The organism is Streptomyces noursei (genome assembly GCF_016917755.1).
Lineage (GTDB): Bacteria > Actinomycetota > Actinomycetes > Streptomycetales > Streptomycetaceae > Streptomyces > Streptomyces yunnanensis.
Window position 1 is genome coordinate 626,032 of sequence record NZ_CP070326.1, and the last position, 26,898, is coordinate 652,929.

The following is a 26,898-nucleotide window of genomic DNA, read 5'->3' on the forward strand; positions in this document are numbered from 1 at the left end:
GCTCGGGGAGGCCGCGGACCGGGGTGCCCTGTTGTTCCCCGCGCATCTCCCCGGGCCGGGCGCAGCCGAAGTGCGCCGAGTCGGCGACCGCTTCGCCGTGCAGGAGTGGGCGACCTGGCGACGACGCCGCTGCCCCGCATCGCTCGGTACAGCCCCGCATCCTCGTGGCGCTCGTCCTGCCTCCGGCCTCGTACCGGACCCCCAGATGCGACGCCTATCAGTCAGCCGTCCCAGGCATACACCCGTATCGGATCGAGATGGAGTTCGTGCGGCCCCATGCAGTCCGCGACGAGGGTGGCGACGAGGGTCCCGCAGCTGCAGGCCATGTTGCGGCCGCCGGTGCCCCGGGGGCCGCAACAGCCCCGATGGGGCCGGTCGCAGTCGGCCAGGGTCAGGGTCGGGACGTCTTCCGGGTGGACGATCGCAGAGTGCCTGGGACCGGCGGAGACCACATCGCCCCAGGCAGACGGGGTCATCAGAGATCGATCGTCAGCCGAACGTCCGGACTCGTTCCCGGCAGGTTCGAAAGGCGCGCCCCAGGGCTCCGGGTCGATCGCGTACTGACCCCGCGGCACCGTGGACGGCGCCAGCAAGGTCTTCTTGTCACGGTCCTTCTCGTCAGTCGAGACGTCCGGAACCGCAGGCAGCCGCTGGAGTTCCGTGGTGAGAGGCGTGGCGCACTTCGCGCAGTAAAAGACCGTCATGCCTACGTTTCTACCTGTTGCCGCCCCTGCCTCGGCAGCCGGTTTTCCGTGGCCGCCCCAGGCCGCCTACCGCCCGGCAGCCGGCCCCCGCAAGAACTCCAGGACGGTGTCGGTCTGCCCGAGGAGTGCGTGTCCGGCCTCCGGCAGGAGGCGCACCGTCGCGTGTGGTGCGCACCTGCGCACCCGCCGGGCGGTCTCCGCGGAGTCGAACAGGGCGTCCCGCTCCCCGGCGATGACCAACATCGGCATGGCGAGGCGGCGCAGCGCCTCGTCCGGGACGACCGGCAGCCGCTCGGTCCGCGGCTTGAAGTGCGTGAAGGTGAGGATCACGGTGTCGAGGACGGGCTGGAGTTTCGGGTCTTCCAGGCCGGTCGTCGTGCGCACCGAACGCTCGACGCCCTTGCGTCCGAGGGCGCGCAACAGCAGTGTCTTGAGCAGCCAGCCCGCCTTCTGACGCCCCAGGCCCCCCGGGCACAACAGCGCCAGCCGCGTCACCCGCTCCGGTCGGCGGCGGGCGTAGTCCAGTGCCCACCACCCGCCGAGGGAAGCCGCCACGATGGCTGCCCGGGCGATGCCGAGCCCGTCCAACACGTCGTCCAACCACTGTGCGGGGGCGTCCGAGGCCAGCGGCGGCCGGGCGGGCGCGCTGAAGCCCGGCTCCCCGATGACGTCCACGGCGTAGGTGCGGAAGTGCCTGGACCAGGCGGCGACATCGTCCCACCACGTCGACGTGTTCGCGCCCGAACCGTGCAGCAGCACCACAGGCGGTGCGTCCGGCGGCCCGGAGACCACGACGAACGTCTCCCCCTGGCGGGTCGGCACCCGCAGGTGCTCGGCCGGGACGGGCCAGGCATCCAGCGCCGCCCGATAGCGACGCAGGATCTCCAGCTCCCCGGCCTCGGACTTGTAGAGCACGCTCGTGTCCGCGCTCGGGTCCACGCTCGCGCCCGCCCCCTTCCCCATTCCCATGCCGGCTCCCGTGCCTGTTCCCATGCCGGCCCCCATGCCTGTTCCCATGTCTGCCCCCATGCCCTCGCCTGCGGTCTCGCTCGTGCTCACGATGCGAGCACCCCCTCCATGTAGTCCAACAGCCGTGCCGTGTCGGCCACTCCGCCCAGGACGATGACCTTCAACCGGGCCCGGTCCCGGTCATGCACCGTCTCGATCCGCAGCGGACGCTCCCCCGGGCCGCGACCCGCGGCCGCGGTCATGAGCAGCGAGGTCAGGCGGTCGACCGTCCTGGAGTCGATGTCCTCGATCTCCACGATGCTCGACACCTCGGTATGCCGCTGCCGCACGGCCGTTCCGTGATCGGGTGCGGGCACCGGGCGGCCGGTGAAGGTCTCCAGGTCCTCGTGCGCGATGCGGTACTGCTTGCCGATCCGGACGGCGGGGAGCCGCCCGTCGCGCACGTAGTTGCGGACGGTGCGCACATGCAGCCCGAGGTGCTCGGCCACCTGCTCGACGGAGTAGAAGCGATCACTCATAAAAATACCCTAACCTTCCCCACTCTGCAGATCCATAGGGAACTTTGCGGAACACGAGGAAGGTTAGGGAGTCGAGAAGGCGAGGGGGTCGAGGACGCCGGCGAGTGCGGTTCGCGCCTCGTTGACGCCTTCGAGGGCGGCCAGCCTGTAGGCGGGAGCCACATCGACCTGTGCCCGCCTTGATCGACCGAGGCCGCCGGGGCAATGACGCAGTTCCGATGGCGGTCATTGGTGCCGTCCATGACGGGGCGCGCATCACGGGGACGGCGTCGGTGGTCCGTGCGGTCCGCTGCTCCCGTCAGAACTTGCTGATGCGGCGGGCCTGTTCCGCGGCCTCGGCGACGGTGGGCAGGGCGGCGCCCGTCGCGGCCGTGACGGCGGCGGCGACGGCACCCTCGACGAACGGGGCGTCGGCGAGGACGGCACGGATGCCGGGGTGGTCGTCCAACACCAGGCGCGTGGTGAGCACCGAGCTGCCGAGGTCGGGCAGAACCAGTACGCCGGCATCGGTGGAGGTGCTGTGCAGGGCCTCCAGGATGCGGGCGTAGCTCGTACCGGTACCGCCGTCGTCGGTACCGCCCGCCGCGGCGACGATGACCTCGGCGCCGGCCATCTCAGCGACCAGGGACCGTACCCCCAGGGCGATCTCCGCACGGTGCGACACAAGTACGATGCCAACCAGCGGTGTCATGAACAGGGACCCTACGGTTCGGAACGCCGTTCAGCAATACTGACCGAGGAGCGGTTCATGGTCCAGGCGGTGCACAGGGCGATCCATGTGCTGCGGGAACTCGCCACGGCGACCCCGCGGTTGGGCGTGACGGAACTGGCCGACCGGATCGGAGTCGCCAAGCCGACCGCCCACGCGTTGCTGCGCACCCTGGAGGCGGAGGGGCTGGTCGTCCAGGACCGCGAGTCCGGCAAGTACCAACTGGGGCCCGGACTGGTGACGCTGGGCAACGCCTACCTGGACTCGCACGAGCTGCGCACCCGCGCGGCGACCTGGGCCGACCGGCTCGCCACCCAGGCGGACGCGGCCGTCTGGACCGGCATTCTGACGGATGGCCATGTGCTGGTGGTGCACCATGCGTTCCGGCCAGGCGGGGCGATGCAGGTCCTGGAGACGGGGGCCAGTCTGCCGTGGAACGCCTGTGCGCTGGGCAAGGCGATCGCGGCCTTCCTGCCCGCCGAACGCCGTACCGCACTGCTGACGGGCGAGTTGCCGCGGGTCACCGGCTCCAGTCTCGACGACCCGGCGGAGCTGCAGGCGCAGTTGGACCGGGTGCGGGAGACCGGATACGCGCTGGACGAGAACGAGTTGACGCTCGGCGACGCGGGGATCGCGGCGCCGGTCTTCGACCGCACCGGTGAAGTGGTCGGCGGACTGGGGCTGGTGGGCCCGATCGAGAGACTGTTGGCCGAAAACGCACGCCAGGAACACGCCATTGCGGTGCGGGAGGTCGCTCGCAGCCTGTCGAGGGATCTCGGCGCGCCGCGCAACGCCGGTCTGCGGGCCTGCAATTGAGCCCGCGCGTCGGATGACCGGGCCACCAGACACGGGCCACGGGACCGACGGCCGGCGGGGCGCACCCGATCGACGCCCACCCGGCCGCCACCCCACCCGAGCCCGCCACTCCCCCATGTCACCCCTGATTCACCAACTCGCCTTCCATCGGCCGCCGTTCACCTTCCGATCCGTTAAGCCTCCGCTCGCTTGTGCGAGAAAACCTTGACGCAACCGGGGGCACTGCGTTTTGCTTCCTATCGGCATTCGGTAATGCCGAACGCCTTTCGGTAATGCGTTGGTAATCCATTAGCCGTCGATTGCTGCGGCACGGGGGATCGAAGGAGCACCTGCCATGCGGGAGCCTGAGAGGGACCGCGGCACGTTACACGGCCGTGCGAATGCGCCCGGTCGGGACGCGCTGGACCACTCCCTCGTTCTCGACTGGCTGCGGCGCGTCAGCACGGCCATGCATCAGCACCAGGACCACCTCATCCACCTCGACTCCGCCATTGGGGACGGGGATCACGGGGCCAACATGGCCCGTGGCTTCAGCGCGGTGCGCGTCGCCCTGGACGCCCCGTCACAACCGCCCGCCTCGCCCGGCACGGCGCTGTCCGCCGCGGGCGAGACGCTGATCTCCACCGTCGGAGGTGCCTCCGGGCCGCTGTACGGGGGCGCCTTCCGCACACTGGGAGCGGCCCTCGGCACCGAGCCCGAGGTCGGCACCCGCCGGTTCGCCGCCGGCCTCACCGCCGCGCTCGCCACCATGCAGCGCCTGGGCGCGGCGGTGCCCGGCGACAAGACCATGATCGATGCCTGTTCCCCCGCGATCGGCGCCTTCAGGGCCGCCGCGGAGGCCGGTGCCGGCCTGCCCGCCGCCGCGTGCGCCGCGGCCCGGGCCGCCGAGGCCGGCATGCAGGCCACCATCCCGCTCCAGGCCCGGAAGGGCCGGGCCTCCTACCTGGGGCTGCGCAGCATCGGCCACCAGGATCCCGGCGCCACCTCGGCCTGCTACGTCTTCCGGGCCCTCGCCGAAGCGGCGGGGACACCGGCGAACTCCTCGCCCTGACCTCGTGGCCGGCTCCCCGCTGCGTTCCGCCGCGGGGCGGTCCGGTGCGCCACCACACCCTTCCGCACGAGAGATTGGATCAGTGTGACCGCCCATTCCGTCGACCACGTCGAGTTCTTCGTCGGAGACGTCAACCAGGCATCCCACTACTACTGCGGCACCTACGGATTCCGTGTGGTGGCCGAGGCCGGCCCGCTCACCGGGCTCGCCGGCGCCCGCTCGCTGGTCCTGGCCCACGGCGGGGTCCGCCTGGTGCTGACCTCGGCCCTGCACGCCGACCACGCCGCTTCGCACTTCGTCCGCAAGCACGGCGACGGCGTGCGGGACGTGGCCCTGCGGTCCACCGACGCGGCCGGCGACTTCGCAACTGCGGTGGCCGCGGGCGCCGACGCGGTGTCCGAGCCCGAGACGTTCGAGGACGCCGGCGGCCGGGTCGTCCGGGCCACCATCGCCGCGACCAACGACCTGGTGCACACCTTCGTCCAGCGCGACGACCCCGAAGGGCCGTTCCTGCCGCAGCGGTACCTGCCCGTCGACGACGGAGCGCCCGACCCCGGGCTGCTGCGCTCCGTCGACCACCTCGCCATGTGCCTGCGCCCCGGCTCGCTGGACACCATGGTCGACTTCTACGGGCGGGCACTCGGCCTGAAGCACACCTACGACGAGTACATCGTCGTCGGCGGCCAGGCCATGGCCTCCAAGGTCGTCCAGGACGCGACCCGGGGCATCACCTTCACCATGGTGGAGCCCGACCCGACCAGCAACCGCGGACAGCTCAACGACTTCCTCGACGGCTTCGACGGCCCGGGCGTCCAGCACGTCGCCTACGGCACCGACGACATCGTCACCGCCGCCCGCGAACTCCGCAGTTCCGGCGTGGAGTTGCTCTCCACGCCGGCCGGCTACTACGCCTCGCTGGCCGCGCGCGGCATCGAGGTGGGCATCGACCCGGCGGTCCTCCAGGACCTCGGCCTGCTGGCCGACCGGGACGAGTGGGGCCAGCTGGTGCAGGTCTTCACCCGCTCCCCCTACGCCCGCCGTACGGTGTTCTTCGAGCTGATCCAGCGGCTCGACGCCCGCACCTTCGGCAGCGGCAACATCAAGGCCCTCTACGAGGCCGTCGAGCGGGAGCGCGCCGACAGCGCCGTACCGGCGGGCGCCGCGGCGAGGGTCGGCGGGTGACCGCGCCGACCGCCTCCCGCGCCACCCGGCCCGAACTGCTGCTGAACCCGCGGGACTACGCATCGGCGGCCCGCGCCCGGCTCGACCGGCCGGTGTGGGACTACATCGCCGGCGGCAGCGGCGACGAGGTCACCCTGCGCGAGGACCGTGCGGCCTACGACCGCTACCGACTGCGTCCCCGCGCCCTGGTCGACGTCTCCCGCTGCGATACGGCGACCACCCTGCTCGGCCGTCCGGTGGCGTTTCCGGTGGGCATCGCGCCCATGGCCTACCACCAACTGGTCCACCCGGACGGCGAGACCGCCACCGTGCGCGCGGCCGGTACGGTGGGCGCGCTCACCATCGCCAGCACCTTCTCCAGCGTCTCGCTGGAGAAGATCGCGGGGGCCGCCGCCGGACCGCTGTGGCTCCAGCTGTACGTGATGCGCCACCGGGAGGTCACCGCGTCCCTGGTGCGCCGGGCCGAGGCCGCCGGCTACCAGGCCCTGGTGGTCACCGTCGACACCCCGCGGATGGCCCGTCGGGAGCGCGATCTGCGCAACGGCTTCCGTCTGCCGCCGCACATCCGCCCCGCCAACCTCGACGAGGACCACGATCCCGGGCTGTACCAGGGCAGTTCCGGCAGCTCCACGCTCGCCGCACACGCCGCCCGGCACCACGACGCCGCGTTCACCTGGGACGATCTGGCGTGGCTGCGGTCGCTGACCGATCTGCCACTGGTACTCAAGGGCGTCCTGACCGCGGAGGACGCCCGACGGGCGGCCGGACTCGGGGTGGCGGGCCTGATCGTCTCCACCCACGGCGGACGCCAACTCGACGGTGTCGTACCGGCGTTGGAGGCGCTCCCGGAGGTCGTCGCGGCGGCCGGGGACCGGTGCGACGTCCTCGTCGACGGCGGCGTCCGCCGCGGGACGGACGTGCTGAAGGCACTGGCGCTCGGGGCCCGCGCGGTCCTGGTCGGCCGCCCCGTCCTGTGGGGCCTGGCCGTCGACGGCGAGGCCGGCGCCACGCAGGTTTTGTCCGCCCTCCGGGAAGAACTGGAAGAGGCGATGGCGCTGACCGGCCGGCCCCGCCTCGACGCGATCGCCCCGGACCTGCTCCACCGCTCCGCACACCTCTCCCCCCACCGCACCGACGACGACAGGGAATTGGCATGACCGACACCGCTCCGAACGACACCCGCTTCACGCTGACCCCCGCCGAGCAGGAACTGCTGCCGACCGAAGAGGAAGTGCAGTTCTACCAGGAGCACGGCTGGTACCTGTCCAAGAAGCTGCTCACCGACGAGGAGGTCGATCTGCTGGACTCCGCGGCCGACCGCTTCTACGCCGGCCACCGGGACCGCACCCTGCCGACCCGACCGCCGCGGCTGGCCTACTGGGAGCCGGAGAAGGGCGATGTGCACCGGCACAACGACTACATCTTCTACGAGGACGACACCATCCGCTCCATCCTCTCCAAGCCGCTCATCGCGGCGGTCGCGGCGCGGATCGCGCAGACCGGTCAGATACGGCTGTGGAACAGCACCCTGATCCACAAGCCGCAGCGGATGGACGACGAGCGCAACATCGTGCCCTGGCACTTCGACCGCCACTACTGGCAGACCTGCTCCTCCGACGAGATGCTCACCGCCTTCATCCCCTTCCACGACTGCGGCGAGGAGATGGGGACCATCACGATGGTGGACGGCAGCCACCGTTGGAAGGAGACCGGCGGCGACGATTCCACCAGTCGCCACTTCGCCGATCGCGATCGCTCCGAGCTCGAGGACATGCTTGCGGAGAACGCCGCCTTCAACAACGCGGAGGTCCGCAAGGTGCCCGTGACCATCCCGAAGGGACACATCAGCTTCCACCACTGCCGCACCTACCACGGCAGCGGCTACAACGTCAGCGACCGGCCCCGTCGCGCCATCTCCTTCCACCTCCAGGACCGCACCAACCAGTGGCGCCCCTACCAGCTGACCGACGGTGACCTGGTGGTCTACAACAACGACGTGCTCGTCCGGAAGGACGCCAACGGCAACCCCGACTACAGCGACCCGGACTTCTGCCCGGTCCTGTGGGAGGACGCCAGGTGAGCCAGGAACCTCCCACCACCGTGCTGCCGGCCCAGGGCCTGCACGGTTCGCTCGCCGATCCGCTGATGGAGGTGATGAACTTCCTCAACGAGGTCACCTCCCGCTACCCGGAGGCGATCTCCTTCGGCCCGGGCCGCCCGTACGAGGGGCTCTTCGAGGTCGAGCAGATCGGCGACTACCTCACCGCCTACCAGCGGTACCTCACCGAGGAGCGCGGCTGCTCCCCGGACCAGGTCCGCACCCTGCTCTTCCAGTACGGGCGCACCAACGGCCAGATCCACGAACTGGTCGCCCGCGCCCTGCGCAACGACGAGGGCATCACCGCCGACCCGGAGTCCCTGGTGGTCACGGTGGGCGCCCAGGAGGGGATGTTCCTCGTCCTGCGCGCCCTGTTCGCCGACCCCGCGGACGTCCTGCTGGTGTCCTCGCCGTGCTACGTCGGCATCACCGGCGCCGCCCGGCTGCTGGACATCGAGACCGTGCACGTCCCGGAGGGGCCGGAGGGGTGTGATCCGGACGTCCTGCGGCGGACGGTCGCCGAGCTGCGCGCCGCCGGGAAGCGGCCGCGGGCGTTCTACGTGGTGCCCGACTTCTCCAACCCGACCGGCACCTGTCTGCCGGTCGCCGGGCGCCGCCGGCTGCTGGCGGCGGCGGACGCCGAGGACCTGCTCGTCCTGGAGGACAACCCGTACGGGTTCTTCACGCCGACGGGCAGCGGCCTGCCCACGCTCAAGGCGCTGGACGACCGGCAGCGGGTGATCTACCTCGGTTCGTTCGCCAAGACCTGCTTCCCGGGCGCCCGGGTCGGCTATGTGGTCGCCGACCAGCAGGTTCAGGCCCCGGACGGCAGCCGCACCCTGCTGGCCGACGAACTGTCGAAGATCAAGGGCATGGTGACGGTGAACACCCCGGCGCTCAGCCAGGCGGTCATCGGCGGCATGCTGGTCAGCCACGACTACCGGCTGCGGGAGGCCAACAAACCCGCCGCCGACTTCTACCAGTCCAACCTGCGGATCCTGCTCGACAACCTCGACCGGCTGCTGCCCCGGGACCGGCGCGAGGCGGCCGGAATCAGCTGGAACACTCCGGCGGGTGGCTTCTTTCTCACCCTGAACCTCCCGGTTCCGGCGGACAATGCACTGCTGGAAGAGTCCGCCCGCGAGCACGGAGTGGTCTGGACACCGATGAGCTACTTCTATCCCGAGGGTGACGGCGGCCGTCACCAAATGCGCCTCTCCCTCAGCTATTTGACGCCGGATCAAGTGGCCGAGGGCGCCCGCCGGCTGGCCGGGCTGCTGGAACGGAGCTGCGGATGAACGCCGTCCTGTACGTCGTGACGGTGTTGATCTGGGGCTCCACCTGGCTGGCCATCAAGGGGCAGCTGGGGGACGTGCACCCCACGGCATCGATCGCCTACCGCTTCGCGCTGGCCGCCGTGATCCTGCTGGCCTGGGCCCGGTTGCGCGGGTTGCCGCTGCGCTATCCGCTGCGGGTGCACGGCCAGTTCGTCCTCATGGGCGCGCTGATGTTCTCCACCAACTTCGTCTGCTTCTACTTCGCCGAACAGCATCTGACCACCGGTCTGGTGTCGATCATCTTCGCCATGTCCCTGTTGGTGAACATGGTCTTCGCCCGGGTCTTCTTCCGGCGCACCATCACCGCGAAGATGCTGGTCGGCGGGGCCGTCGGGCTGTTGGGGATCGTCACGGTGTTCTGGCCGGAGTTCCAGAACTTCGGCCTGTCCTCCGGTTCGGGCCAGGGCGTCGTCCTCTCGGTGATCGGCACCCTGGTCTTCTGCCTGGGCAATGTGGTCTCCGGCAAGACCCAGGCGGCGGGCATCCCGGTGGTGCAGGGCACCGGCTACGCCATGGCGTACGGGGCGCTGCTGATGGCCCCGTTCGCCGCGATCTTCGGGGGCGGCGCGCTGTTCCAGCCCACCTTGAAGTACACCGGCTCACTGCTCTATCTCGCCGTCTTCGGGTCGGTGGTGGGCTTCGGCGCCTATCTCACCCTGCTCGGCAGGATCGGCGGTGAGCGCGCCGCCTACGCGATGGTGCTCTTCCCGATCGTGGCGCTGCTGCTGTCCACGGTCTTCGAGAAGTTCACCTGGACGGCCCGGGACCTGGCGGGCGTCGCACTGATCCTCCTCGGCAACCTGGTGATGGTCGTCAACCCGTCGCTGGTCCGGCGGGTGACCGGCAGACCGGCTCCGGCCCAGGAGCCCGCGGCACCGGCCCCGGCCGACCGCTGAACCGCACACCGACCGTCCCGGGCCCGCCCGTCCGCCGTCCCGGCCGGGCCCGGGACACCCGCACACCGCCCTGCTCTGCCACCCGCCCCCCCCTCACGGCCGAGGAGCGCCACCTTGGACACCGCCGCAGTCGTCGGCACCGGTCTCATCGGTACCTCCATCGCCCTGGCACTGACCGCACGCGGAGTGACCACCCATCTGATCGACCACGATCCCGAGCGCGTCCGGATCGCGGCCGCGCGCGGCGCCGGCATCCCCGGGCCCCCGTCCGAACCGGTGGACATCGCCGTGATCGCCGTCCCGCCGTCGCACACCGCCCGGGCCGTCGCCGACCACCAGAAGGCCGGACTGGCCCGCGTCTACACCGACGTGGCGAGCGTCAAGGCCCTGCCGCACGCCGAGTGCCTGGCCCTCGGCTGCGACACCACCGCCCTGATCGGCGGGCACCCGCTGGCCGGCCGGGAACGCTCCGGCCCGCTCGCGGCCCGCGCCGACCTCTTCCAGGACCACCACTGGGTGCTCACCCCCACCCCGGAGACCCGTGAGTCCGCGCTCAACCGCGCGCTGGAACTCGTCTCGCTCTGCGGCGCCGTGCCGGTGCTGCTGGATCCGCCCGACCACGACCGCGCCGTGGCCCTGGTCTCCCACCTCCCCCACCTCATGGCGGCGCTCACCGCCGCCCGGCTGCGGGACGGCGAGGAGTACGCGGTCCGGCTCGCCGGGCGCGGCATGGGCCACGCCACCCGGGTCGCGTCCGGCGACGCCGGGCTCTGGGCCGACATCCTCGCCGCCAACGCCGCCGCCCTCACCCCGCTCCTGACCGAACTCAGCGCGGACCTGGCGACCGCCGCGCACGCCCTGTCCCGCCTGTCCGCCACCGACCGGGAGCCGGACGCCACGACCGACGCGCTGGCGGACCTGACCGCGCTGCTGCGCCGCGGCGTCGAGGGGCGTACCCGCATCGCGCCCTCCTACGGCGGCACCGCGGCACACCCCCACACCGTGCTCTCGGTCGCCCTCGGCGACCACGGCCGGCCGCTCGCCCGGCTCCTCGACGACGTGGACGAGGCGCAACTGCACCTGGAGGGGCTCGACCTGGAGGGCGCGACCGTGCCGGGCCCCCGGTCCTCGTCGGCCCCGTCCGGCTCCGTACGGCTCAAGGTCGCCCCGGACGTGGCACGCCCACTCACCGAGGCCCTCCGCAACCGCGGCTGGGCGGTCCGCTGACGGCCCGGCCACGGCATCCCTCCGCACCACTGCCCACCCGCCCCCTCGGAAGGAGATCCCCATGCCGCACATCCTCGTCGACCACGACGCGGCCCTGCGCGAGTTCCTGGACACCCGCCGCTTCGCGCACGAGCTGCACGCGCTCGCCGCGAAGACCGTCGACGGCATCACCATCGAGAGCTGCAAGACCCGTTTCCGCTGCGTCGAGGAGGTGGTCATCGCCCATGACGCTCCCCGACAGGCCCTGATCCACGTGGACTTCGCGATCCTGCCGGGCCGCACCACGGATACCAAGACCGCACTCGGCCAGGCGGTGCTGGACCTGGTACGCGCCCACACGGCAGCGGCGACGCAGCTGACCGTGCACGCCTCCGTCGAGGTCCGCGATCTCGACGCGGCCTACACCAAACACGTGACGCCGGCCGGCACCGAACGGTGACGCTTCCCCACCTCCTCGCCGAGGGCCTGGACGACCGTCCAGGCCCTCGGCCGCACCCCGGCGGGCAGTCCCGCAGCCAGCCGGAGGCACGCCGGTCGCCGCGGTGTCGTACTGCCGCCCGGCCCGTTGCCCTACAGTCCTGCCCATGGTGCGGAAGCACGTCATCGTGTCCGGGCGGGTACAGGGAGTCTTCTTTCGGGACACCTGCCGCCGGAACGCTGTTGCACAGGGCGTCACCGGGTGGGTGCGCAACCTGCCCGGCGGGGACGTCGAGGCGGTCTTCGAAGGCCCTGAGGACCGCGTCACGAGGATGGTCGACTGGGCGCACCAGGGGCCCCCGGCCGCGGCCGTGACGGAGGTCGAGGTGCAGGACGAGGAGCCGGAGCGCCTGAGCGGTTTCGAGGTCCTCCCCACTCCTCGCGTGTGAAGCCCCACGTCCCCTGCACGGCGCATCGCCCGGCCAGCCCTCTCGGACGCCGCCTGGAGTAGCGCCGCCACACCATCGGCGGTGAACTGATGCGGGGCACTGCCCGCCGGTCAGGTGCGGCGCCCGGGCATCGCGGTCGCGCGACACCGGCGCCAGGCACAGTCCGGACACCAGGAAGAAACCGGCCCGCAGGCCCCGGACATCCATCGGCGCCGGCCGACGCCGCCGGTCCCGGACACCACAGACAGAGCGAGGAGATTCCCATGCCCGCCGGTTCGAGCAGGAAGCGTGAGCGTCAGTACGAACACATCAAGGAGAGCGCGGAGCGGAGGGGCGAGTCCCCCGAGCGGGCCAAGGAGATCGCGGCACGGACGGTGAACAAGGAACGGGCGCGTGCCGGCGAGTCCCGGACCGCGAGCCGGGTCTCGACCCAGGACCCCAAGTCCGCCTCGCAGCGCGGCGGCGAGCGCTCGCACCAGGGCGCCCAGGGGCCCACGAAGGACCAGCTGTACGAGGAGGCCAGGCGGCGGCACATCGACGGCCGGTCGTCGATGAACAAGGAGGAGCTGCGCAGGGCCCTCGGCCGTTGACGCGGTTGCCCCTTCGGCCCTCGGCGCTCGCCTGTGCTCCCGCGGTCAGTCCGCCGGCTCCGGATCGTCCGTGCTCAACGGCCTCGCCCACCGGCCCACGAGCCGGGCCAGGCAGGCCAGCGTGAGGCCCCAGAGTGACGCGCACACCGAGGTCATCGCCGTCACGGAGGCCGAGGCGGCCGAGGCCAACAGGCCCCGCAACAACACGCCCAGCGCACGCACGGCAGGAACGCCGCCCGGCCCTTCCGACTGCGGTTCCTGCGGCGGCGGGACGTCCCAGCGCATGGTCGTCAGGCGCCGGTCCAGCTCCGTGTCCTCCGCACTCAGGTCCTGTTCGATCTGTGCCAGGAGGAATTGCTCCCGGCGGGAGAGTGCCTCAGTCATAGCGGTACTCCTCCGTGAGACCGCCCCCGCTCCTTCCACGCTGCCTCCCACTGTGAGCCCGGCCCGCCGACCAGGCAATCGGTGCGCCCCGGCCACCGCCCCGCTCCGCGTGCCGTCCGGTGCCCGGCCAGACATCGCCGCAACGGCGATGACCTGCGCCGATACCGCCGTCACGGGCTCATCACGACACCGTTCCGACCGCGGCAACGGAATGGGCCGACGGCGTCGCCGCACGGGCCTCCGCACCGGCATCGACAGCACGACACCAGGCACCAGGCACAGCTTCGGCCGTTGCGCAAGTCGACGGACCGGACGGCGGCCCGGCCGGGTCAGAGCGTTCCCAACCTTCCGGCGCGGGCGAGGTCTTCTAGGGTGTCCAGGGATTGCCGTGCCCGGGCCGCCGCGGCCGGATCGCGGTGCTCGATGCCGCTCTGCGCGAATTCGTCCTCGTCCAGGCGGAGCACGGTCGCGCCGTCCGCCGACTGCCACAGGTCCAGGTCCAGGTCCAGGTCCTCGACCGCGATGCCGTCCGGGCCGATCTTCGCGGGGCGCGTCACATCGCAGTACCAGCCCTTGACCGTGCCGTCGCCGGCCCGGACCTCCTTGACCGCGTACCAGCGGTCGCGCCAGTAGTGCTCGGTGAAGACATCGCCCGGCTCGAACCGGACGAAGCCGAAGTCCCGGGCGGTGGGCCGCGCCCAGAGGGCCCGCACGACGGCGTGCACACCGTCGTCGTGCACGACGGTCGCGGGGTACCGCACCTTGGTCCGCCCCGCTTTCGCCAGCGTGACGTGCACTTCGCCGCCCACCGGCAGCACCGCCCCAGTCACCACAGCTCTCCTGCCTCCCCGACTCACGAACTCCGCACGGATCGCAGGCACTTTCTCCCGGACCGGGGCGACGGGGCCAACCCTTTTTCCCGGCGCGGCGCCGCGGCGTTCGTCCCGCCGCACTGCGCGCCCGGTACGTCCCGCCGTGCGACGAGCGGGGCAAGCGGCGTGCCCCGCAACCGATTTGAGGCGGGACCGTGGCGTCGCCGCGGCACCCACCAGTAGGGTCGTGATCATGACCGCCCCGACGCCGACCGTTCTCGCCACCTCCGGAGGGCACCGCACGGGTGGCCGCACCATGGTGACGTTCAACTCCCTGGTGCACCACGCCGTCGAGCTCTCCGGCGCCCACGGCCGCCGCCCCCGCGTCATGTACGTCGGCACGGCCATCGGGGACGCCGAGCACTTCACCTCCCGGATGACCGAGGCCGCCCGGGTGGCCGGGTTCGACCTGACGCCGCTGCACCTGTTCCCCATGCCGAATCTCGACGACGTCGAGGGCGCCGTCCTCGACCAGGACGTCGTCTGGGTCATGGGCGGCTCGGTCGCCAATCTGCTGGCCGTGTGGCGCGTGCACGGGCTGGACCGCGTCATGCGGCGGGCGTGGGAGGCCGGGGTCGTGCTGAGCGGGGTGAGCGCGGGTTCCCTGTGCTGGTTCCAAGGGGGTGCGACCGACTCGTTCGGACCGGAGCTGCGGCCCGTCACCAACGCCCTCGGTTTCCTGCCCTACGGCAACGGCGTCCACTACGACGTCGACCGGGGCCGCCGGCCGCTGACCCACCGGCTGGTGGCGGACGGCACCCTGCCGGTGGCGCACTGCACGGATGACGGTGTGGGGCTGGTCTACCGCGGCACCGAGCTGGTCGAGGCCGTGACCGAGGTCCCGGGCAAGGGCGCCTACCTCGTCACGCGCGACGGCGACGCGGCGGTGGAGGAGCGCATCGAGCCCCGCCTGCTCCCCGCCGTGTCCTAGACTTGCGGGGTTTCGCCATTCTTCTCTCATGCCTGGGGGACGGCCGCGGGCGGAGGGCGGGGACGGGCAGGTCCGCCGGCCCACCGACCACGACCGCGCCGCCGGGCTCCCGGATACGGACAGCACGAGCACGCCATGACCGACGACCACAGCACCGGACGGCCCACCGACGCGGCGTCGTCCGCGCCCGATCCCTCCTTCGGCGGCGGGATGTCGGAGGCCCGGAAGGAACGCGGCGCGTCCGTGCGGGTCTTCCTCTACATCGCCGGGAGCCATCTCCTCCTGGGGTTCATGGCCCTGCTGTTCTATCTCGGGTCGCACGCGCAGAAGTAGCGGGTCGGGCGGAAGCAGTGCGGCACCGCGACGGCGGCGGCCGGGCGGCGGGCCGAGCGGCACTGCGGATGCCCGGGACAGTGCCGCGCCGGGCCGGGTAGCCTGCGGGTGTCGGCCCTACTCCAGCGAGTTGTTGCATGAATGCCTCCGATGACACGTCCACCCGCCTGATCGTGCTGCGGCACGCGAAGTCCGCCTGGCCGGAGGGTGTTTCCGATCACGAGCGTCCGCTCGCGGGCCGGGGGCGGCGGGACGCGCCGGCGGCCGGCCGGTGGTTGCGGCGGCAGCGCTGCGTGCCCGACCTGGTGATCTGCTCGACGTCCCGGCGGACCCGAGAGACCTGGGAGTTGGTCGCCGGGGAGCTCCAGCCGGAGTATGCGCCACCGGCGCCCCGAGGGGACCATGCGGCCCCGGTGGCCCCCGTGGCCCCGGACGTGGTCTTCGAGCCCCGGATCTACGCGGCGAGCGCGTCCGCCGTGCTGCAGGTGCTGAGCGGGATCCCGGAGCGATGCCGGACCGCGTTGGTGATCGGCCACCAGCCGGCCGTGCAGGACGTGGTCCTGGCGCTGGCCGGCGAGGAGGGGGACGGCGAGGCGCTGGAGCGGGCCGGTGGGAAGTTCCCCACCTCGGCGGTGGCGGTGCTGACGCTGCCCGGCGGATGGGCCCGCCTGGAGCCGGGCGCCGCGGCGCTCACCGCCTTCGCCGTGCCCCGTGGTCCGGCGCCGGGCGACCACTGAGCGGTCCGGCCGCCGTCGGACGACCTTTCACCCCCATGGTCCGATGCCGCACGAGCCCGCCGTGCGGGCCGGGGAGTCCGCGGCGAGTCTGTGGGGCATGGCGGATGGCGCAGGCGCGGACGACCAGAGCCGGGAAGCCCTTCGGCGGCCGGACGAGCCGCCGGCGGTACCCACCGACTACGACGGTGCGGTCTACGGCTCCCTCCAGGCCGCGTCCGTCGTGGCCGGCGCCGCCACGTTCGGGCCGTTCCCCCGGGTGGGGCTGGTGCTCCTGCTGCTCGTCACGGGGCTGGTCTTCTGGATCGCGCACGTCTACGCGCGGCTCGTCGGCGAGCTGGCGACCTACCGGCACCTGACGTGGAACAGGGTCCGGCATGTGGCGGTCCACGAGTGGCCGATCGCGCAGGCGGCGGTGGCACCGGCGGTCGCGGTGGCGATCAGCCCGCTGCTGCGGTTGAGCCTCCAGGGCACCGCGTGGTTCGCGCTCGCCGTCGCCGTGGCCGAGCAGATCGGCTGGGCGACCAGGGCCGCGACCCGCGCCGGGGCCTCGCGGGCCCTGGTGGTGGCCTCGGCCGTCGTGAACCTGGTCCTCGGCCTGGTGATCGTGCTCCTCAAGGCGCAGCTACAGCATTAAGGAGCGAGCCCTGGGGCCGGGGAGACCGCGGAACCGCGCGCCGCCGGTGTCGGTGTCGGTGTCGGTGTCGGTGTCGGTGTCGTACGGGGCGGGTGGGACTCCGCGCGGTCACGGTCCCGGGGCGTCCGGTTGCTTCGGTCCGCCCGGTGACGAGCGGAGCACGGCCAGCCGCCGCCGGTACTCCTCGTCCTCGATCTCCCCGCGGGCGTAGCGCTCGGCGAGGATCTGCTCCGCCGTGGGCGACGCGCCGGGCGGGGGACCTTCGTGGTGCCAACCGGGATAGCGGCCGGGCCCGCCCCCGCCGGACGGGCCGGGACGGACCAGGGCGCGGAAGAGCAGGATGCCGACCGTGATCACCAGTGCCCAGAACAGGACCATGCCGACCGTGGCCGCGAGCCAGCCCCACCCGGCGCCACCGTGGTGGCCGTACCAGAACAACATGGGGACCTCTCCTTCCCGGCACCGGGCGGATACGGGCCCTGAAGAGGGCGGCATCCGCGCGGGTGCCCTCACGTCGATTCTCGCTCGCCGTGGCCGGGCAGGCGCATGCTGGAGGTGAGCGGCGGCGGCCCCGCCCGGCCGGGCCCCGGTTCGGGTCGGTACGGCGTGGTGCCGCCCCCTCAGGCCGTCGTGGTGGTGGCGATGCGACTCACCTTCCTGGAACCGCTCTACAAACAGCCGGGCCCGTTCGTGTCCGTCTATGTGGACACCTCGCGGGAGGGCACCGGCGGCGATCCGGATGTCGCCCTCGCTCTGCGCTGGCGGCGGTTGCGCGACACCTTGGTGGCCGAGGGCGCCGACGAGGACTCGATCACCGCCGTGGGCGGCACGGTCGGCTGTGACGCCGATGTCCCCGGGGCGCACGGCCAGGCGCTGTTCACCGCGCACGGCGCCCTGGTGCTCCGGGGCGAGCTCCCGGATCCGCCCGTCCACGACACCGCGCACTTCGGGGCGCTGCCCGACACCATGCCCCTGATCGCCCAGCACGCGCCGGAGATCCCGTACCTGGCCGTGTACGTCCACTACAAGGAGCCCCTCTACGCCGCTCCCCCGCTGCTGCAGCGCATGGTGGACGCGGGGCGACTCGGGTGCAAGAGCGGTTCGGGTTTCTACTCGTACTAGAGAGTGCGCCGACGCCGCCAAGTGGCGCTGTTTCAGGGCGAGTTCACCTGGGGCAGCGCCAACGGCAGCGCGCCGACCGAGTGGCTCTTGCAGCCCTCGCCAGGCCCTCGTCCACGCAGTCGTGCCCGGCTGACGAAGTCCCCGCGAGGAAACGACGCGGTGAACGTCATCGATGGGTAGAAAAACGGCCCTGACCTGGGACTTTGCGTCTTTCAGAGCTGTCGGCCCCTTTCCCGCTTACTCAGCGAAAAGTCCCTGGAAAGTCCCTGAGACAGGGCTGAAAGTCCCTGAAAATCCCTGGGAAGTTGCTGTTTCAGAGCGGCCCGACCAGCGCTTTTGCCCCCTGTATCGGTGGCCGGGCGATGGCCGGTGGGAGCGTCCCGGCTACCCCCGGGGCCTGAACGTCCCCGTGGATGCCTCGCCGTAACCGCTTGCCGGTGAGTACTGAATCGCCGTTCGATGCAGTTGGGCTCCGCCTGGTGAGTCGCGCCGGCTCACGGACGCGCCTGGGGAACCTCTGGCTCAGTTCGCGACGAAACCAAGTCCGACGAGTATGGCTATCCGGTGACGGCTCGCCCGACGTGACGCCCGGGAGTTCCTCCAAATGCCGCCGGCGCGAGCGGAGCTGAAGACTTCTGTGCGGACGCTGGCTGACTTGTCGCCCGGAGGGGCCGATTCCCTCGTTGCTTCCCATCCCTCAGGAAAGCGCCATGATCATGCCAATGGCTGATCAAATATGGGGGGGATCCTTGACGGCCTGCACCAGAAGAGGCAAGCGGGCAGCGATCACGCTGCCCACCGCTGCGATACTCACGTCAGCTCTGCTCATTGCCGCCTTCCCGGCGGGGGCATCGGCCCAGCCGACCGGGAACCGGTCAGTAAAGGGCACAACCTGGGGGAGGTCCTCTCAAGTGAACCGCCCCGGCTTCGTTGGAGGATTCGAATCCTGGAGGATTGGGACCCTATGCCAGCGATGACGAAGTAGCCGGACGAGCTCCGTGAGTGGGCGGTGCGGATGGTGTTCGAAATACGAGAGCAGACCGGAACCAGCACCGGCTCGATCGCGAGGGTCGCCGACCAGTTCGGGATCAATCGCGAAGCGGTGCGCAACTGGGCGCGCCAGGCCGAGGTCGATGACAGCAAGCGGCCTGGAACGAGTACCACAGACGCCCAGCGGATCGTCGAACTCAAACGGGAGAACCGGGAACTCCGGCGGGCGAACGAGATCCTGAAGGCGGCGCCGGCTTTCTTCGTGCGGGAGCTGTGCGCCACGAGGCGCGATGTTGATCGAGAGGTGGTGAAAGACCACACCCGTCGGGCCGTCGCAGCGGCCTGATCGAAGCCTGGGGGCAGCCCGATCCGGGGAACGCCGGGGAGGGTGGCAAGCGGCCCCGACAACAGCGGGACGTGCCGGAACTGCCAGACGGTGCGGGCCCGTTCGGCGAGGTCAGAAGGTGTAGCGAGAGCGAACCAGTGGTTGACGCCCCGTAACAGCGAAGCCGGGTCAAATCTGGTGGATATGGGCCGGTGCGCAGTGCGTGAGGGCTGGGCCTTTCGGGCCGGTCCTCAACTCCGAAGCCGTTTAGTTCCGTCGGTGGGGAGGCCACGTCGAAGGTCTGCGGCGTAGACGTGGCGATGCTGCCGGGGTAGAGCTGGGCACCTCCCTGACCGATCGATCACATGGTGAACGTGGGAACCATCCGCGGTCGCCCTCCTGCCGGATAGCCATTTCGGGGGCGGGCAGGTCCGTTGCCGGCTGAGGACCGTGGGATGGGGCGGAGGCCCCGTAGTAGTCGCGGGCGTGACGACCCGCCGTGGAGGCCGTGAGAGACGGCTGCAGGGCCAAGGGGGCCAGCAAGTCAGCAGTCGAGGCTGCTGGAATATCGGGAGGTTTTCGCTGGTGAATACCGACGAACTGGAGCACGCCGTATATATGGCGGAGCGACGGGTACTGAATATCCAGACCAAGCTGCACCGTTGGGCTCGTGGTGATCCTCATCGCAGGTTCGACGACCTCTATAACCTCGTTGCCGATCCCGGCTTTCTTCTAGTGGCATGGGATCGAGTGCGGGGTAACAAGGGTGCCCGCACGGCTGGCGTGGACGGGCGAACGGCTCGTTCGGTCGAGGCCGGGCAGGGGGTCGGGGATTTTCTCGACGCTCTGCGGTCGCAGTTGAAGGACCGTAGTTTCCGCCCGCTTCCGGTTCGGGAGCGCATGATCCCGAAGGCAGGTGGGAGACTTCGCCGCCTGGGGATCGCGACCATCGCCGACCGGGTGGCCCAGGCATCATTGAAGCTGGTGTTGGAGCCGATTTTCGAGGCGGATTTCCTCCCGTGCTCCTACGGGTTCCGTCCGAATCGCCGGGCCCATGACGCGGTAGCCGAGGTGCGCTACCTCGCCTCGCGACCACGCAATTATGAGTGGATCGTTGAGGGTGACATCACGGCCTGTTTCGACGAGATTTCACATTCGGCCCTGATGGACCGAGTGCGGCGTCGAGTTGGAGACAAGCGCGTACTGGACCTGGTGAAGGCATTCCTCAAGGCGGGCATCCTCGGTGAGGACCGTCTGCTGCGGGAGACCACTGCCGGAACCCCACAGGGGTCGATCCTCTCGCCTTTGCTCAGCAACGTGGCGCTTTCCGTCCTGGACGAGTACATCGCCCAGGCGCCAGGAGGCCCCGGAGCTGGGAAGCTGGAACGAGCCAGACGACACCGTCACGGTCTGCCCACCTATCACCTTGTGCGATACGCGGACGACTGGTGCCTGATGGTATTCGGTTCCCAAGCGGATGCCGAAGTTCTGCGCGAGGAGATCGCAGAGGTCTTGTCCACGATGGGGTTGCGCCTATCACCGGAGAAGACCCTGATCACCCATATCGAGGAAGGGCTGGATTTTCTCGGGTGGCACCTCCAGCGCCACCGCAAGAGAGGAACCAGCCAGCACTACGTCTATACATACCCCGCAAAGAAGGCCGTCCAGGCCGTGAAGCGGAAAGTGAAGACGCTGTGCCGAGAGGTCGAAGTGAATCAACCGTTGGACGACCTGCTGCGTCGACTGAATATGGCGTTGCGGGGCTGGTGTGCCTACTTCCGGCCCGGGGTGTCCTCTGTGACCTTCGCCTACTTGAGCCACTACGTGTGGCAGACGGTATGGCGATGGATGCGGCGCAAACACCGCCGGTCCACCTGGAAGGAAATCCGCAACCGTTACTGCGGCGGTGGATGGTGGCCCGCCAGTGAGAACAGGGAGCTGTTGGTCACGTCCGCTGGAGTGGTGTAGCCGCCGCGTCCGTCAACTCGCCTCGCACTGACACAGAATCACCCTCGGAAACGCCCGCAGGAGCTCGGTGCGGGCAGGAGCCCGCACAGGGCCTTCGGGTCAGGTGCGGTGCGTTGGACGGTGCCGTCGGGGCGGACCAGTGCCGCTGCGGTGTGGCCCCGGCGGAGCCAGCGGTGCAGGGCGGTGCCGGGCGGGGCGGTGACCAGGACACCGCCGCGGTCGTGGACCTTGGAGCGCAGTGCGGGCGTGACGGCTGCGGAGGTGACCAGCGCGTAGCGGCCCGCGGCCAGGTCGTCGAAGCGTCGGCCGTCCGGCAACGGGGCGTTGGGGCACAGACGTCCCGCGAGGCCGAGCCCGAGCCGTCCGCGGTCGACCAGGGCTGAGCGGCGCAGGGCCGGGGTGCAGCTGTCGAGAATGCGATTGCTCAGGCCGGGAAGCCGGTGCAGGTGGGGTGCGAGCAGACGGCGAAGCGCACTGCCGGTATCCCCGCCCGCGGTCATGGCGGTGCCGACCAGTTTGGCGAGGGTGATCATCGAGCGGGCGTGGGGCTTGCGTTCGGCCTCGTAGCTGTCCAGCACGTGTTCGGGGAGGCGGCCGTCGAGGACGGCGGCGAGCTTCCAGGTGAGGTTGGCGGCGTCGCGCAGGCCCGCGCCCATGCCCTGGCCGATGAAGGGCGGCGTGAGGTGGGCTGCGTCGCCGAGCAGGAAGAGACGCTGCTTGCGCCAGTGGTCGGCGATCTGGGCGCGGAAGGTGTACTCGGCCGTGCGCACGATCTCCAGTTGCTCCGCGGGGAGGTCGCCGGTCCAGGGTCGGATGAGGGGGTGCAGGCGGGTCATGTCGCGGTAGTCGTCGGCGTGTTCACAGGAGAGGAGCTGGAACTCCCAGCGGTGGCGGCGCTCGCCGATGCGCATGTAGGTGGCGGCACGCGCCGGGTCGCAGACCTGGTGCACGCCCTCCCACTGGGCCAGGTCGGCGTCGGTGGCGAGGTCGACGACCAGCCAGCGTTGTGTGAAGGCCAGGTCGTGCATGGTGGAGCCGATCGTCGCGCGGGTCAGGCTGTTCGCGCCGTCGCAGCCGAGCACGTACCCGGCGGTCACGGTGCCGGCTTCGCCGGTGCTCCGGTCGGTGAGTCGGACTCGTACTGGCCCTCCGTCGGACTGCTCGATCGCGGTGATCTCCACGTTGCCGCGCAGGGTGACGGTCGGGTGCCGTTCGAGGTTGGCGCGCAGCAGCTCCTCCAGTTGGGGCTGGTCGAACATGTTGGCCTCGGGGTGGCCGTGGCGGCCCAGGTCGGCGCCGCGCCGGAACTCGGCCAGCACCCGCAGGTCGCGGTCCAGGAGCCGCAGGCCGTGGGCGGGGCGGGAGATCGCGGCGAACTCCTCGGCGACGCCGAGGCGGGCGAGCAGCCGGTAGATCTCGTCGTCCAGGTGGACCGCCCGCGGCAGTGGGTAGACCGATTCCCAGCGGTCCAGCACGAGGGTCTCGATGCCGTACTGGCCCAGCAGTGTCGCCGCGGCCAGCCCGGTGGGGCCGGCGCCGATGACGACGACCGGGACGGCGCGGACGGTCATGACATCACCGGTCCGGGCGTCGGCCGGGACCAGATCCAGCGCAGGGCGTACTGGTCGAGGACCGCGCTGATGGCCTCGCGGTCACCGGTGCCGGGGGTGACGGACACGAGGACGGAGCCGTCCTCGATCGCCGCGTCGACGTGGGTATCGTGGCCGTGGGCGGCCAGGGCCTCCACGACGGCGAGTCGGGTGGCGTCGGCTCGCAGGGCGAGTTTGTAGGGCTTGCCGACATCGGTGACCGGCAGCGCGGTGCGGACGGTGACGGTCTTCGGCGCGGCCGCGGCTTCCGGGACGTGTTCGGCGGCCCACTGGCGGAGCTCGTCCTCGCTCACGTCCGCTTCCGGCGCGAGGGTCACGTACGCCACCGGGAGCTCGCCCGCGTGCGGGTCTGGGCGTCCGACCGCGCCGGCGCCGGTGACGTGCGGGTGGGCGAGCAGCGCGTCCTCGATGACGGCCGGGGCGATGTTGTGGCCGCCACGGATGATCAGGTCCTTGGCGCGGCCGGCCAGATGGACGAACCCGTCGGCGTCGAGACGGGCCAGGTCGCCGGTGTCGAGCCAGCCGTCCACGAGCTTGCCAAGGCCGTCGAGGACCGGACGGCCTCGGTCGTCGCGGCCGGTGACGTAACCGGCGAACACGGTTGGGCCGCCGATCGCGAGCAGGCCGGTCTGCCCGGCGGGGAGCTCCGTCCACGAGTCCGGGTGGACGACCTTCACGTGCTGGTAGGGCATGCGCTGCCCGACAGCGCCGGGGCGCGGCGCGTCGGGGAAGCCGCGGGCGCTGGCGCAGGTGGCCTCGGTCAGGCCGTAGCCCTCGATCAGCGTCACCTTGGTGTGGGCCTCGAACGCGGTGCGGACGGCGTCGGGCAGCGGCGACGCGCCGACCATGGCGTGCCGCAGGCTGCTGATGTCCGCCGCGCCGACGGGGCATTGGGCGAGCACCTGGTAGACGGTCGGTACCGCGCTCATGGCGGTGATGCCGTAGTGCTCGACGATCGACCAGAACTCGGCGTACAGGGCCGGTTCGCGATAGCCGAGTGGGCCTGCCCACACCACCTGCTGGCCCTTGAACAGCGGCGCCAGCAGCGTGACGACCAGGGCGTTGACGTGGAACAGGGGAAGGGCGGCGAAGATGGCGGCGTCGCCGTCGAGCATCGAGTTGGCGGCGATCATCCAGGCGTTGGCGACCTCGCCCGCGTGGGTGTGGGCCGCGAGCTTCGGGGTCCCCGTCGTGCCCCCGGTGTGGAAGAACGCCGCCAGGTCACCTGCTGCGGGCGCCTCGCCCTCGAAGCCGGACGCGTCGTGGTCCCGGGACAGCTCCGCCAGTTCGCCGACCAGCACTCCGGCGAGTCCCGGCAGCGGCACCGAAGGGGCCTGCGCCCCCGTGGGGCGGAGCACCAGGATCGCGTCCAGCGCGCCGGTCAGCTCGGGGACCTTCGCCCACACCTCCGGGGCCAGCTCCGGTCCTGCGGCGATGAGGACCCGAGCGCCGGAGCGCCGCAGCAGCTCGCCCAGGTGGGCCGGGGCGAGTGCGCCGTTGAGCGGCGCGGCGATCCCGGCGAGCTGGGCGGCCAGAGTGGCCGGTATGAGTTCCGCGCAGTTGGGCGCCATCAGGGCTACGGCGTCGCCGCGCCGCACCCCGAGACGGTGCAGCAGGTTCGCGTAGCGGTGCACCCGCTCCAGCAGGCCGGCGAACGTCAACCGCGCCGGCCCGCGCCACCGGGCAGCGTTGGGCAGCACCGTCAGGGCGGTGCGGTCCGGCCAGGTGCTCGCCGCGCGCACGAGCAGGTCGTACGTCGAGCCGGGCAGACTTCGCGTCTCCAGCGGGATCGCCTCGATCGAGGGCAGGTCGTCGGGGCCGCGGTAGCGGGGCCACAGCAGGTCCTCGGTCACCGCGCGTACCTCACCGTCGTGCGCTGGCGGCCCAGGTCGAGCTTGCCGTCGTCGGTGGCGACGGCGGCCTCCACCAGGTCGCCGTCCCGCAGGTACTTGGGGTTCTTGGCCTGGGCTTTGAAGAAGAGTCGCCACTTAGTCGCGGCCGGCAGCAGCGAGCCCAGGATCTCGACCGGCTTGGGCGGCGCGCTGAGCGCGGTGCCGACGGGGGTGCCGGTGAGCAGCAGGTCGCCGGGGTCCAGCCGTTGGAAGCCGGTGAGCGCCTGGAGGGCCTTGAGAGGCCGGTGGATCATGTCGGAGGCGGGCATGTCCTGCCGCAGTTCGCCGTTGACCCACAGGCGTAGCCGCAGCTCGGCGAACCGGTCGAGGTCGCCTTTCTCCAGCAGCACCAGCGCCGGCCCGGTGGGGGTGAACGTGGGGTAGGACTTGGCCTCGTAGAACTGGGTCTTGGGCAGTTGCAGGTCCCGGGCGGAGACGTCGTTGGTGACCACGAGGGCGGCGATGTGGTCGGCGAGGTTCGCGGCGGAGACCCGGGTGCCGACCGGGAGCGGTGCGCCGATGACGAGGCCGATCTCCACTTCGTAGTCGAGCAGCCGGACGTGGGCGGGCTTGACGATGCCCTCGTACGGGCCGCTGATCGATCCGGATGCCTTGCGGAAGAACGCGAGCGGGACGCTCTTCGGAGCAAGGCCCGCATCGGCCGCGTGCGAGGCGAAGTTCGCCATCTGGGCCACGACCCGGCACCCTGGGGTGACCGGTGAGAGCACCACGAGGTCGGCGACCGGAACGCCGGCGTCGGTGCTGTGCACGGCGGCGGTGACGGCGTCCCGGTCGGCCAGCAGTTCGGCGGTGGTGACGGCCGCGGTCCGGACGTGGACGGCGCGCTGATCGCGGACGGCGTACCAGCCGTCGGCGGTGCGCAGGACGTTGACGCTCATCGGTTCATCGCTTTCATCAGGCCCAGCAGGCGGCCGGGGTCGATCTCGTTGTCGGCGCGCAGTGCGCGCACGACCTCGCGGATGAGGGCGGGGGTGGGGTTGGCTCCGAGGAAGTCGCGGGTGGCGGGCGGGCCCCACTGGGCCAGGCCGCTCGCGGACATCGGGGCCCAGCCGGGTTCCAGGTCGCAGTCGAAGAGGTCGCCGTCGGCGAAGTGCTCGACCATCAGCTTGTCCGGGTCGCGCCAGTAGTCGAAGAGCTGGCTTCCCTGGATGTGCCGGCCGATGCCCCAGCTGCGCTTGTAGCCGCGCTCGGCGAGGTACTGCCCTCCGGCGGCGATCGCGTCGAGGTCGGTGACCTGGTAGGCGGAGTGGACGTAGCCCGTGCGCGGGCCCAGGTGCATCGCGAGGGTGTGGTGGTCGACCGGGGTGCTGCCCTGGTCGCAGCGGATGAACGCCATGGTGGGTCCGCGGTCGCGCTGGCCGTCCAGGAACAGGAAGTCGCTGACGATCAGGCCGAGGGTGTCCAGGTACCAGTCCAGGGCCTGAGTGAACCTCGGCGTCTCCAGGACCACGTGGCCGAGCCGCTGGATGCGGGCGGGTGCGCGGGGCGGGCGCTGGGTGGCGTTGGTCCGGGCCCGGCGGCCGCCGAAGTTGAGGGGGAGCGGGGGCTGTTCGGGCATGGCCGGGAGCTGCTCGGTGCCGCGGACGACGCGGACCGGGAAGCCGGACGGGTCGGTCAGGTCCACGACCTGCCCGCCGCCGAACTCCCGGAAGTCGCGGACCGGATGGCTGGTGGCGCGGGCCAGGCGGTCGAGGTCTGCGCGCTCGGCGGCACGGAATGCCGGGCCGAGGAACCGTGAGGCACGGCCGTGGCGCACTACCACGCACGCCGAGCCGGGCAGGGTGCCGCGCAGGTACAGCGCCCGGCCGGTGCGCGCGGCGACGGCGAAGCCGAAGTCGCGGGCGAACACCTCGGCGCGGGCCAGATCGGGTTTCTCGAACTCCAGCCAGGCCAGGTCCGCCACTTTGATCACGGGCTGCCGGGCGCGGCCGGGATGTTCCCCGCGCAGCGGCCCGTGCTCGCTGTGCAGGTCCTGGTGTGCGGTGGTGGGTCCGGGCGGGCGGGCTCGGTCGTCCGACATAGGGGCTCCGTTAGTGGTGGCTCGAACGGACACGCTTCTGATGAGAAACTCTGAACTGATAGAAGCATCAGACTTGAGGGACCCGATCGTCAAGCG

Annotated in this window: 28 protein-coding genes and 1 pseudogene; 18 read left to right on the top strand and 11 right to left on the bottom strand. The window is 71.3% G+C overall.

Translation table 11 applies throughout. From position 1 onward, the window contains the following. Positions 1 to 221: 221 nt before the first annotated feature. The 4 genes from JNO44_RS43000 to dhaM form a co-directional block, all read right to left on the bottom strand. Positions 222 to 476, bottom strand: coding sequence for a hypothetical protein (locus JNO44_RS43000; RefSeq protein WP_235092096.1), 255 nt, complete (start codon positions 474 to 476; stop codon positions 222 to 224). Positions 477 to 770: 294 nt separating this feature from the next. Continuing rightward, complete coding sequence (locus JNO44_RS02600; protein WP_240167383.1) at positions 771 to 1,673, bottom strand: alpha/beta fold hydrolase; 903 nt, start codon at positions 1,671 to 1,673, stop codon at positions 771 to 773. An 86-nt stretch (positions 1,674 to 1,759) separates the two neighbouring features. After that, positions 1,760 to 2,191: a helix-turn-helix domain-containing protein gene (locus JNO44_RS02605; RefSeq protein ID WP_205360965.1), complete on the bottom strand. Its 432-nt coding sequence runs from the start codon at positions 2,189 to 2,191 to the stop codon at positions 1,760 to 1,762. A 298-nt stretch (positions 2,192 to 2,489) separates the two neighbouring features. Then, positions 2,490 to 2,882 carry a dihydroxyacetone kinase phosphoryl donor subunit DhaM gene (dhaM, locus tag JNO44_RS02610; protein WP_205360967.1) on the bottom strand — a complete coding sequence of 131 codons (393 nt, stop codon included), beginning with the start codon at positions 2,880 to 2,882 and terminating at the stop codon, positions 2,490 to 2,492. A 57-nt stretch (positions 2,883 to 2,939) separates the two neighbouring features. Here dhaM and JNO44_RS02615 point away from each other — a divergent pair, with 57 nt between their 5' ends. The 11 genes from JNO44_RS02615 (at position 2,940) to JNO44_RS02665 (ending at position 12,963) form a co-directional block, all read left to right on the top strand. Further along, positions 2,940 to 3,716, top strand: coding sequence for an IclR family transcriptional regulator (locus tag JNO44_RS02615; RefSeq protein WP_205360969.1), 777 nt, complete (start codon positions 2,940 to 2,942; stop codon positions 3,714 to 3,716). A 334-nt stretch (positions 3,717 to 4,050) separates the two neighbouring features. Then, positions 4,051 to 4,767: a dihydroxyacetone kinase subunit DhaL gene (gene dhaL, locus JNO44_RS02620; RefSeq protein ID WP_205360971.1), complete on the top strand. Its 717-nt coding sequence runs from the start codon at positions 4,051 to 4,053 to the stop codon at positions 4,765 to 4,767. A gap of 84 nt (positions 4,768 to 4,851) precedes the next feature. Next, positions 4,852 to 5,949: a 4-hydroxyphenylpyruvate dioxygenase gene (gene hppD / locus JNO44_RS02625; RefSeq protein WP_205360973.1), complete on the top strand. Its 1,098-nt coding sequence runs from the start codon at positions 4,852 to 4,854 to the stop codon at positions 5,947 to 5,949. Beyond that, positions 5,946 to 7,106, top strand: a complete 1,161-nt coding sequence (locus JNO44_RS02630; protein ID WP_205360974.1) for an alpha-hydroxy acid oxidase — start codon at positions 5,946 to 5,948, stop codon at positions 7,104 to 7,106. Before hppD ends, JNO44_RS02630 begins: the two co-directional genes overlap by 4 nt. Continuing rightward, on the top strand, positions 7,103 to 8,029 hold the full coding sequence (locus JNO44_RS02635; RefSeq protein WP_052287206.1) for a phytanoyl-CoA dioxygenase family protein: 927 nt from the start codon (positions 7,103 to 7,105) through the stop codon (positions 8,027 to 8,029). The genes JNO44_RS02630 and JNO44_RS02635 overlap by 4 nt, the downstream gene beginning before the upstream one ends. Continuing rightward, complete coding sequence (locus JNO44_RS02640; RefSeq protein WP_205360975.1) at positions 8,026 to 9,345, top strand: aminotransferase-like domain-containing protein; 1,320 nt, start codon at positions 8,026 to 8,028, stop codon at positions 9,343 to 9,345. Before JNO44_RS02635 ends, JNO44_RS02640 begins: the two co-directional genes overlap by 4 nt. Continuing rightward, on the top strand, positions 9,342 to 10,280 hold the full coding sequence (locus JNO44_RS02645) for a DMT family transporter (protein ID WP_067356263.1): 939 nt from the start codon (positions 9,342 to 9,344) through the stop codon (positions 10,278 to 10,280). The genes JNO44_RS02640 and JNO44_RS02645 overlap by 4 nt, the downstream gene beginning before the upstream one ends. A 114-nt stretch (positions 10,281 to 10,394) precedes the next feature. Next, entirely contained in the window at positions 10,395 to 11,507 is a 1,113-nt protein-coding gene (locus tag JNO44_RS02650) for a prephenate dehydrogenase (RefSeq protein ID WP_205360976.1), read from the top strand. Positions 11,508 to 11,568: 61 nt separating this feature from the next. Beyond that, complete coding sequence (locus tag JNO44_RS02655) at positions 11,569 to 11,946, top strand: 5-carboxymethyl-2-hydroxymuconate Delta-isomerase (RefSeq protein ID WP_205360977.1); 378 nt, start codon at positions 11,569 to 11,571, stop codon at positions 11,944 to 11,946. A gap of 145 nt (positions 11,947 to 12,091) precedes the next feature. Further along, positions 12,092 to 12,373, top strand: a complete 282-nt coding sequence (locus tag JNO44_RS02660; RefSeq protein WP_205360978.1) for an acylphosphatase — start codon at positions 12,092 to 12,094, stop codon at positions 12,371 to 12,373. 263 nt (positions 12,374 to 12,636) lie between these two features. Then, positions 12,637 to 12,963, top strand: coding sequence for a hypothetical protein (locus tag JNO44_RS02665; protein ID WP_039639178.1), 327 nt, complete (start codon positions 12,637 to 12,639; stop codon positions 12,961 to 12,963). A 45-nt stretch (positions 12,964 to 13,008) separates the two neighbouring features. Here JNO44_RS02665 and JNO44_RS02670 read toward each other — a convergent pair whose 3' ends face one another. Next, positions 13,009 to 13,347, bottom strand: coding sequence for a DUF3040 domain-containing protein (locus JNO44_RS02670; protein ID WP_205360979.1), 339 nt, complete (start codon positions 13,345 to 13,347; stop codon positions 13,009 to 13,011). A gap of 329 nt (positions 13,348 to 13,676) precedes the next feature. Then, positions 13,677 to 14,180: a ribonuclease FAU-1 family protein gene (locus JNO44_RS02675; RefSeq protein WP_205360984.1), complete on the bottom strand. Its 504-nt coding sequence runs from the start codon at positions 14,178 to 14,180 to the stop codon at positions 13,677 to 13,679. A 232-nt stretch (positions 14,181 to 14,412) separates the two neighbouring features. On the opposite strand from JNO44_RS02675, the gene JNO44_RS02680 reads away from it, so the two are divergent. The 4 genes from JNO44_RS02680 to JNO44_RS02695 all read left to right on the top strand — a co-directional run bounded on the left by JNO44_RS02680 (position 14,413) and on the right by JNO44_RS02695 (position 16,854). Further along, positions 14,413 to 15,150 (top strand): Type 1 glutamine amidotransferase-like domain-containing protein, encoded by a 738-nt coding sequence (locus JNO44_RS02680; RefSeq protein ID WP_205360985.1) that lies wholly within the window; start codon positions 14,413 to 14,415, stop codon positions 15,148 to 15,150. 135 nt (positions 15,151 to 15,285) lie between these two features. Further along, positions 15,286 to 15,483 carry a DUF6126 family protein gene (locus tag JNO44_RS02685; RefSeq protein ID WP_039639173.1) on the top strand — a complete coding sequence of 66 codons (198 nt, stop codon included), beginning with the start codon at positions 15,286 to 15,288 and terminating at the stop codon, positions 15,481 to 15,483. A 137-nt stretch (positions 15,484 to 15,620) separates the two neighbouring features. Further along, positions 15,621 to 16,220 carry a SixA phosphatase family protein gene (locus tag JNO44_RS02690; RefSeq protein ID WP_205360986.1) on the top strand — a complete coding sequence of 200 codons (600 nt, stop codon included), beginning with the start codon at positions 15,621 to 15,623 and terminating at the stop codon, positions 16,218 to 16,220. 97 nt (positions 16,221 to 16,317) lie between these two features. Further along, positions 16,318 to 16,854 carry a hypothetical protein gene (locus JNO44_RS02695; RefSeq protein ID WP_235092109.1) on the top strand — a complete coding sequence of 179 codons (537 nt, stop codon included), beginning with the start codon at positions 16,318 to 16,320 and terminating at the stop codon, positions 16,852 to 16,854. 108 nt (positions 16,855 to 16,962) lie between these two features. Here the strand turns inward: JNO44_RS02695 and JNO44_RS02700 are convergent, their stop codons facing one another. Further along, positions 16,963 to 17,295, bottom strand: a complete 333-nt coding sequence (locus JNO44_RS02700) for an SHOCT domain-containing protein (RefSeq protein WP_205360989.1) — start codon at positions 17,293 to 17,295, stop codon at positions 16,963 to 16,965. Between the two features lie 567 nt (positions 17,296 to 17,862). Between JNO44_RS02700 and JNO44_RS02705 the strand changes: the two are divergent. The 3 genes and pseudogenes from JNO44_RS02705 to ltrA form a co-directional block, all read left to right on the top strand. Continuing rightward, positions 17,863 to 17,976: pseudogene (locus JNO44_RS02705) on the top strand (3-hydroxyacyl-CoA dehydrogenase family protein); the annotation flags it as partial. 1,015 nt (positions 17,977 to 18,991) lie between these two features. Then, a complete protein-coding gene (locus tag JNO44_RS02710; protein WP_205360995.1) occupies positions 18,992 to 19,312 on the top strand; it encodes a transposase in 321 nt (106 codons plus the stop codon). A 564-nt stretch (positions 19,313 to 19,876) separates the two neighbouring features. Continuing rightward, complete coding sequence (gene ltrA / locus JNO44_RS02715) at positions 19,877 to 21,259, top strand: group II intron reverse transcriptase/maturase (RefSeq protein WP_205360997.1); 1,383 nt, start codon at positions 19,877 to 19,879, stop codon at positions 21,257 to 21,259. 38 nt (positions 21,260 to 21,297) lie between these two features. Here the strand turns inward: ltrA and mhpA are convergent, their stop codons facing one another. Genes mhpA through JNO44_RS02735 form a run of 4 tightly spaced genes read right to left on the bottom strand, consistent with a single transcriptional unit; the run spans position 21,298 to position 26,802 of the window. Beyond that, a complete protein-coding gene (gene mhpA / locus JNO44_RS02720) occupies positions 21,298 to 22,830 on the bottom strand; it encodes a bifunctional 3-(3-hydroxy-phenyl)propionate/3-hydroxycinnamic acid hydroxylase MhpA (RefSeq protein ID WP_205360999.1) in 1,533 nt (510 codons plus the stop codon). Further along, positions 22,827 to 24,722: an acyl-CoA synthetase gene (locus JNO44_RS02725; protein ID WP_205361001.1), complete on the bottom strand. Its 1,896-nt coding sequence runs from the start codon at positions 24,720 to 24,722 to the stop codon at positions 22,827 to 22,829. Before JNO44_RS02725 ends, mhpA begins: the two co-directional genes overlap by 4 nt. Continuing rightward, entirely contained in the window at positions 24,719 to 25,660 is a 942-nt protein-coding gene (locus JNO44_RS02730; protein ID WP_205361003.1) for a fumarylacetoacetate hydrolase family protein, read from the bottom strand. Before JNO44_RS02730 ends, JNO44_RS02725 begins: the two co-directional genes overlap by 4 nt. After that, positions 25,657 to 26,802, bottom strand: coding sequence for a VOC family protein (locus JNO44_RS02735; protein WP_205361005.1), 1,146 nt, complete (start codon positions 26,800 to 26,802; stop codon positions 25,657 to 25,659). The genes JNO44_RS02730 and JNO44_RS02735 overlap by 4 nt, the downstream gene beginning before the upstream one ends. Between the last annotated feature and the right edge of the window lie 96 nt (positions 26,803 to 26,898).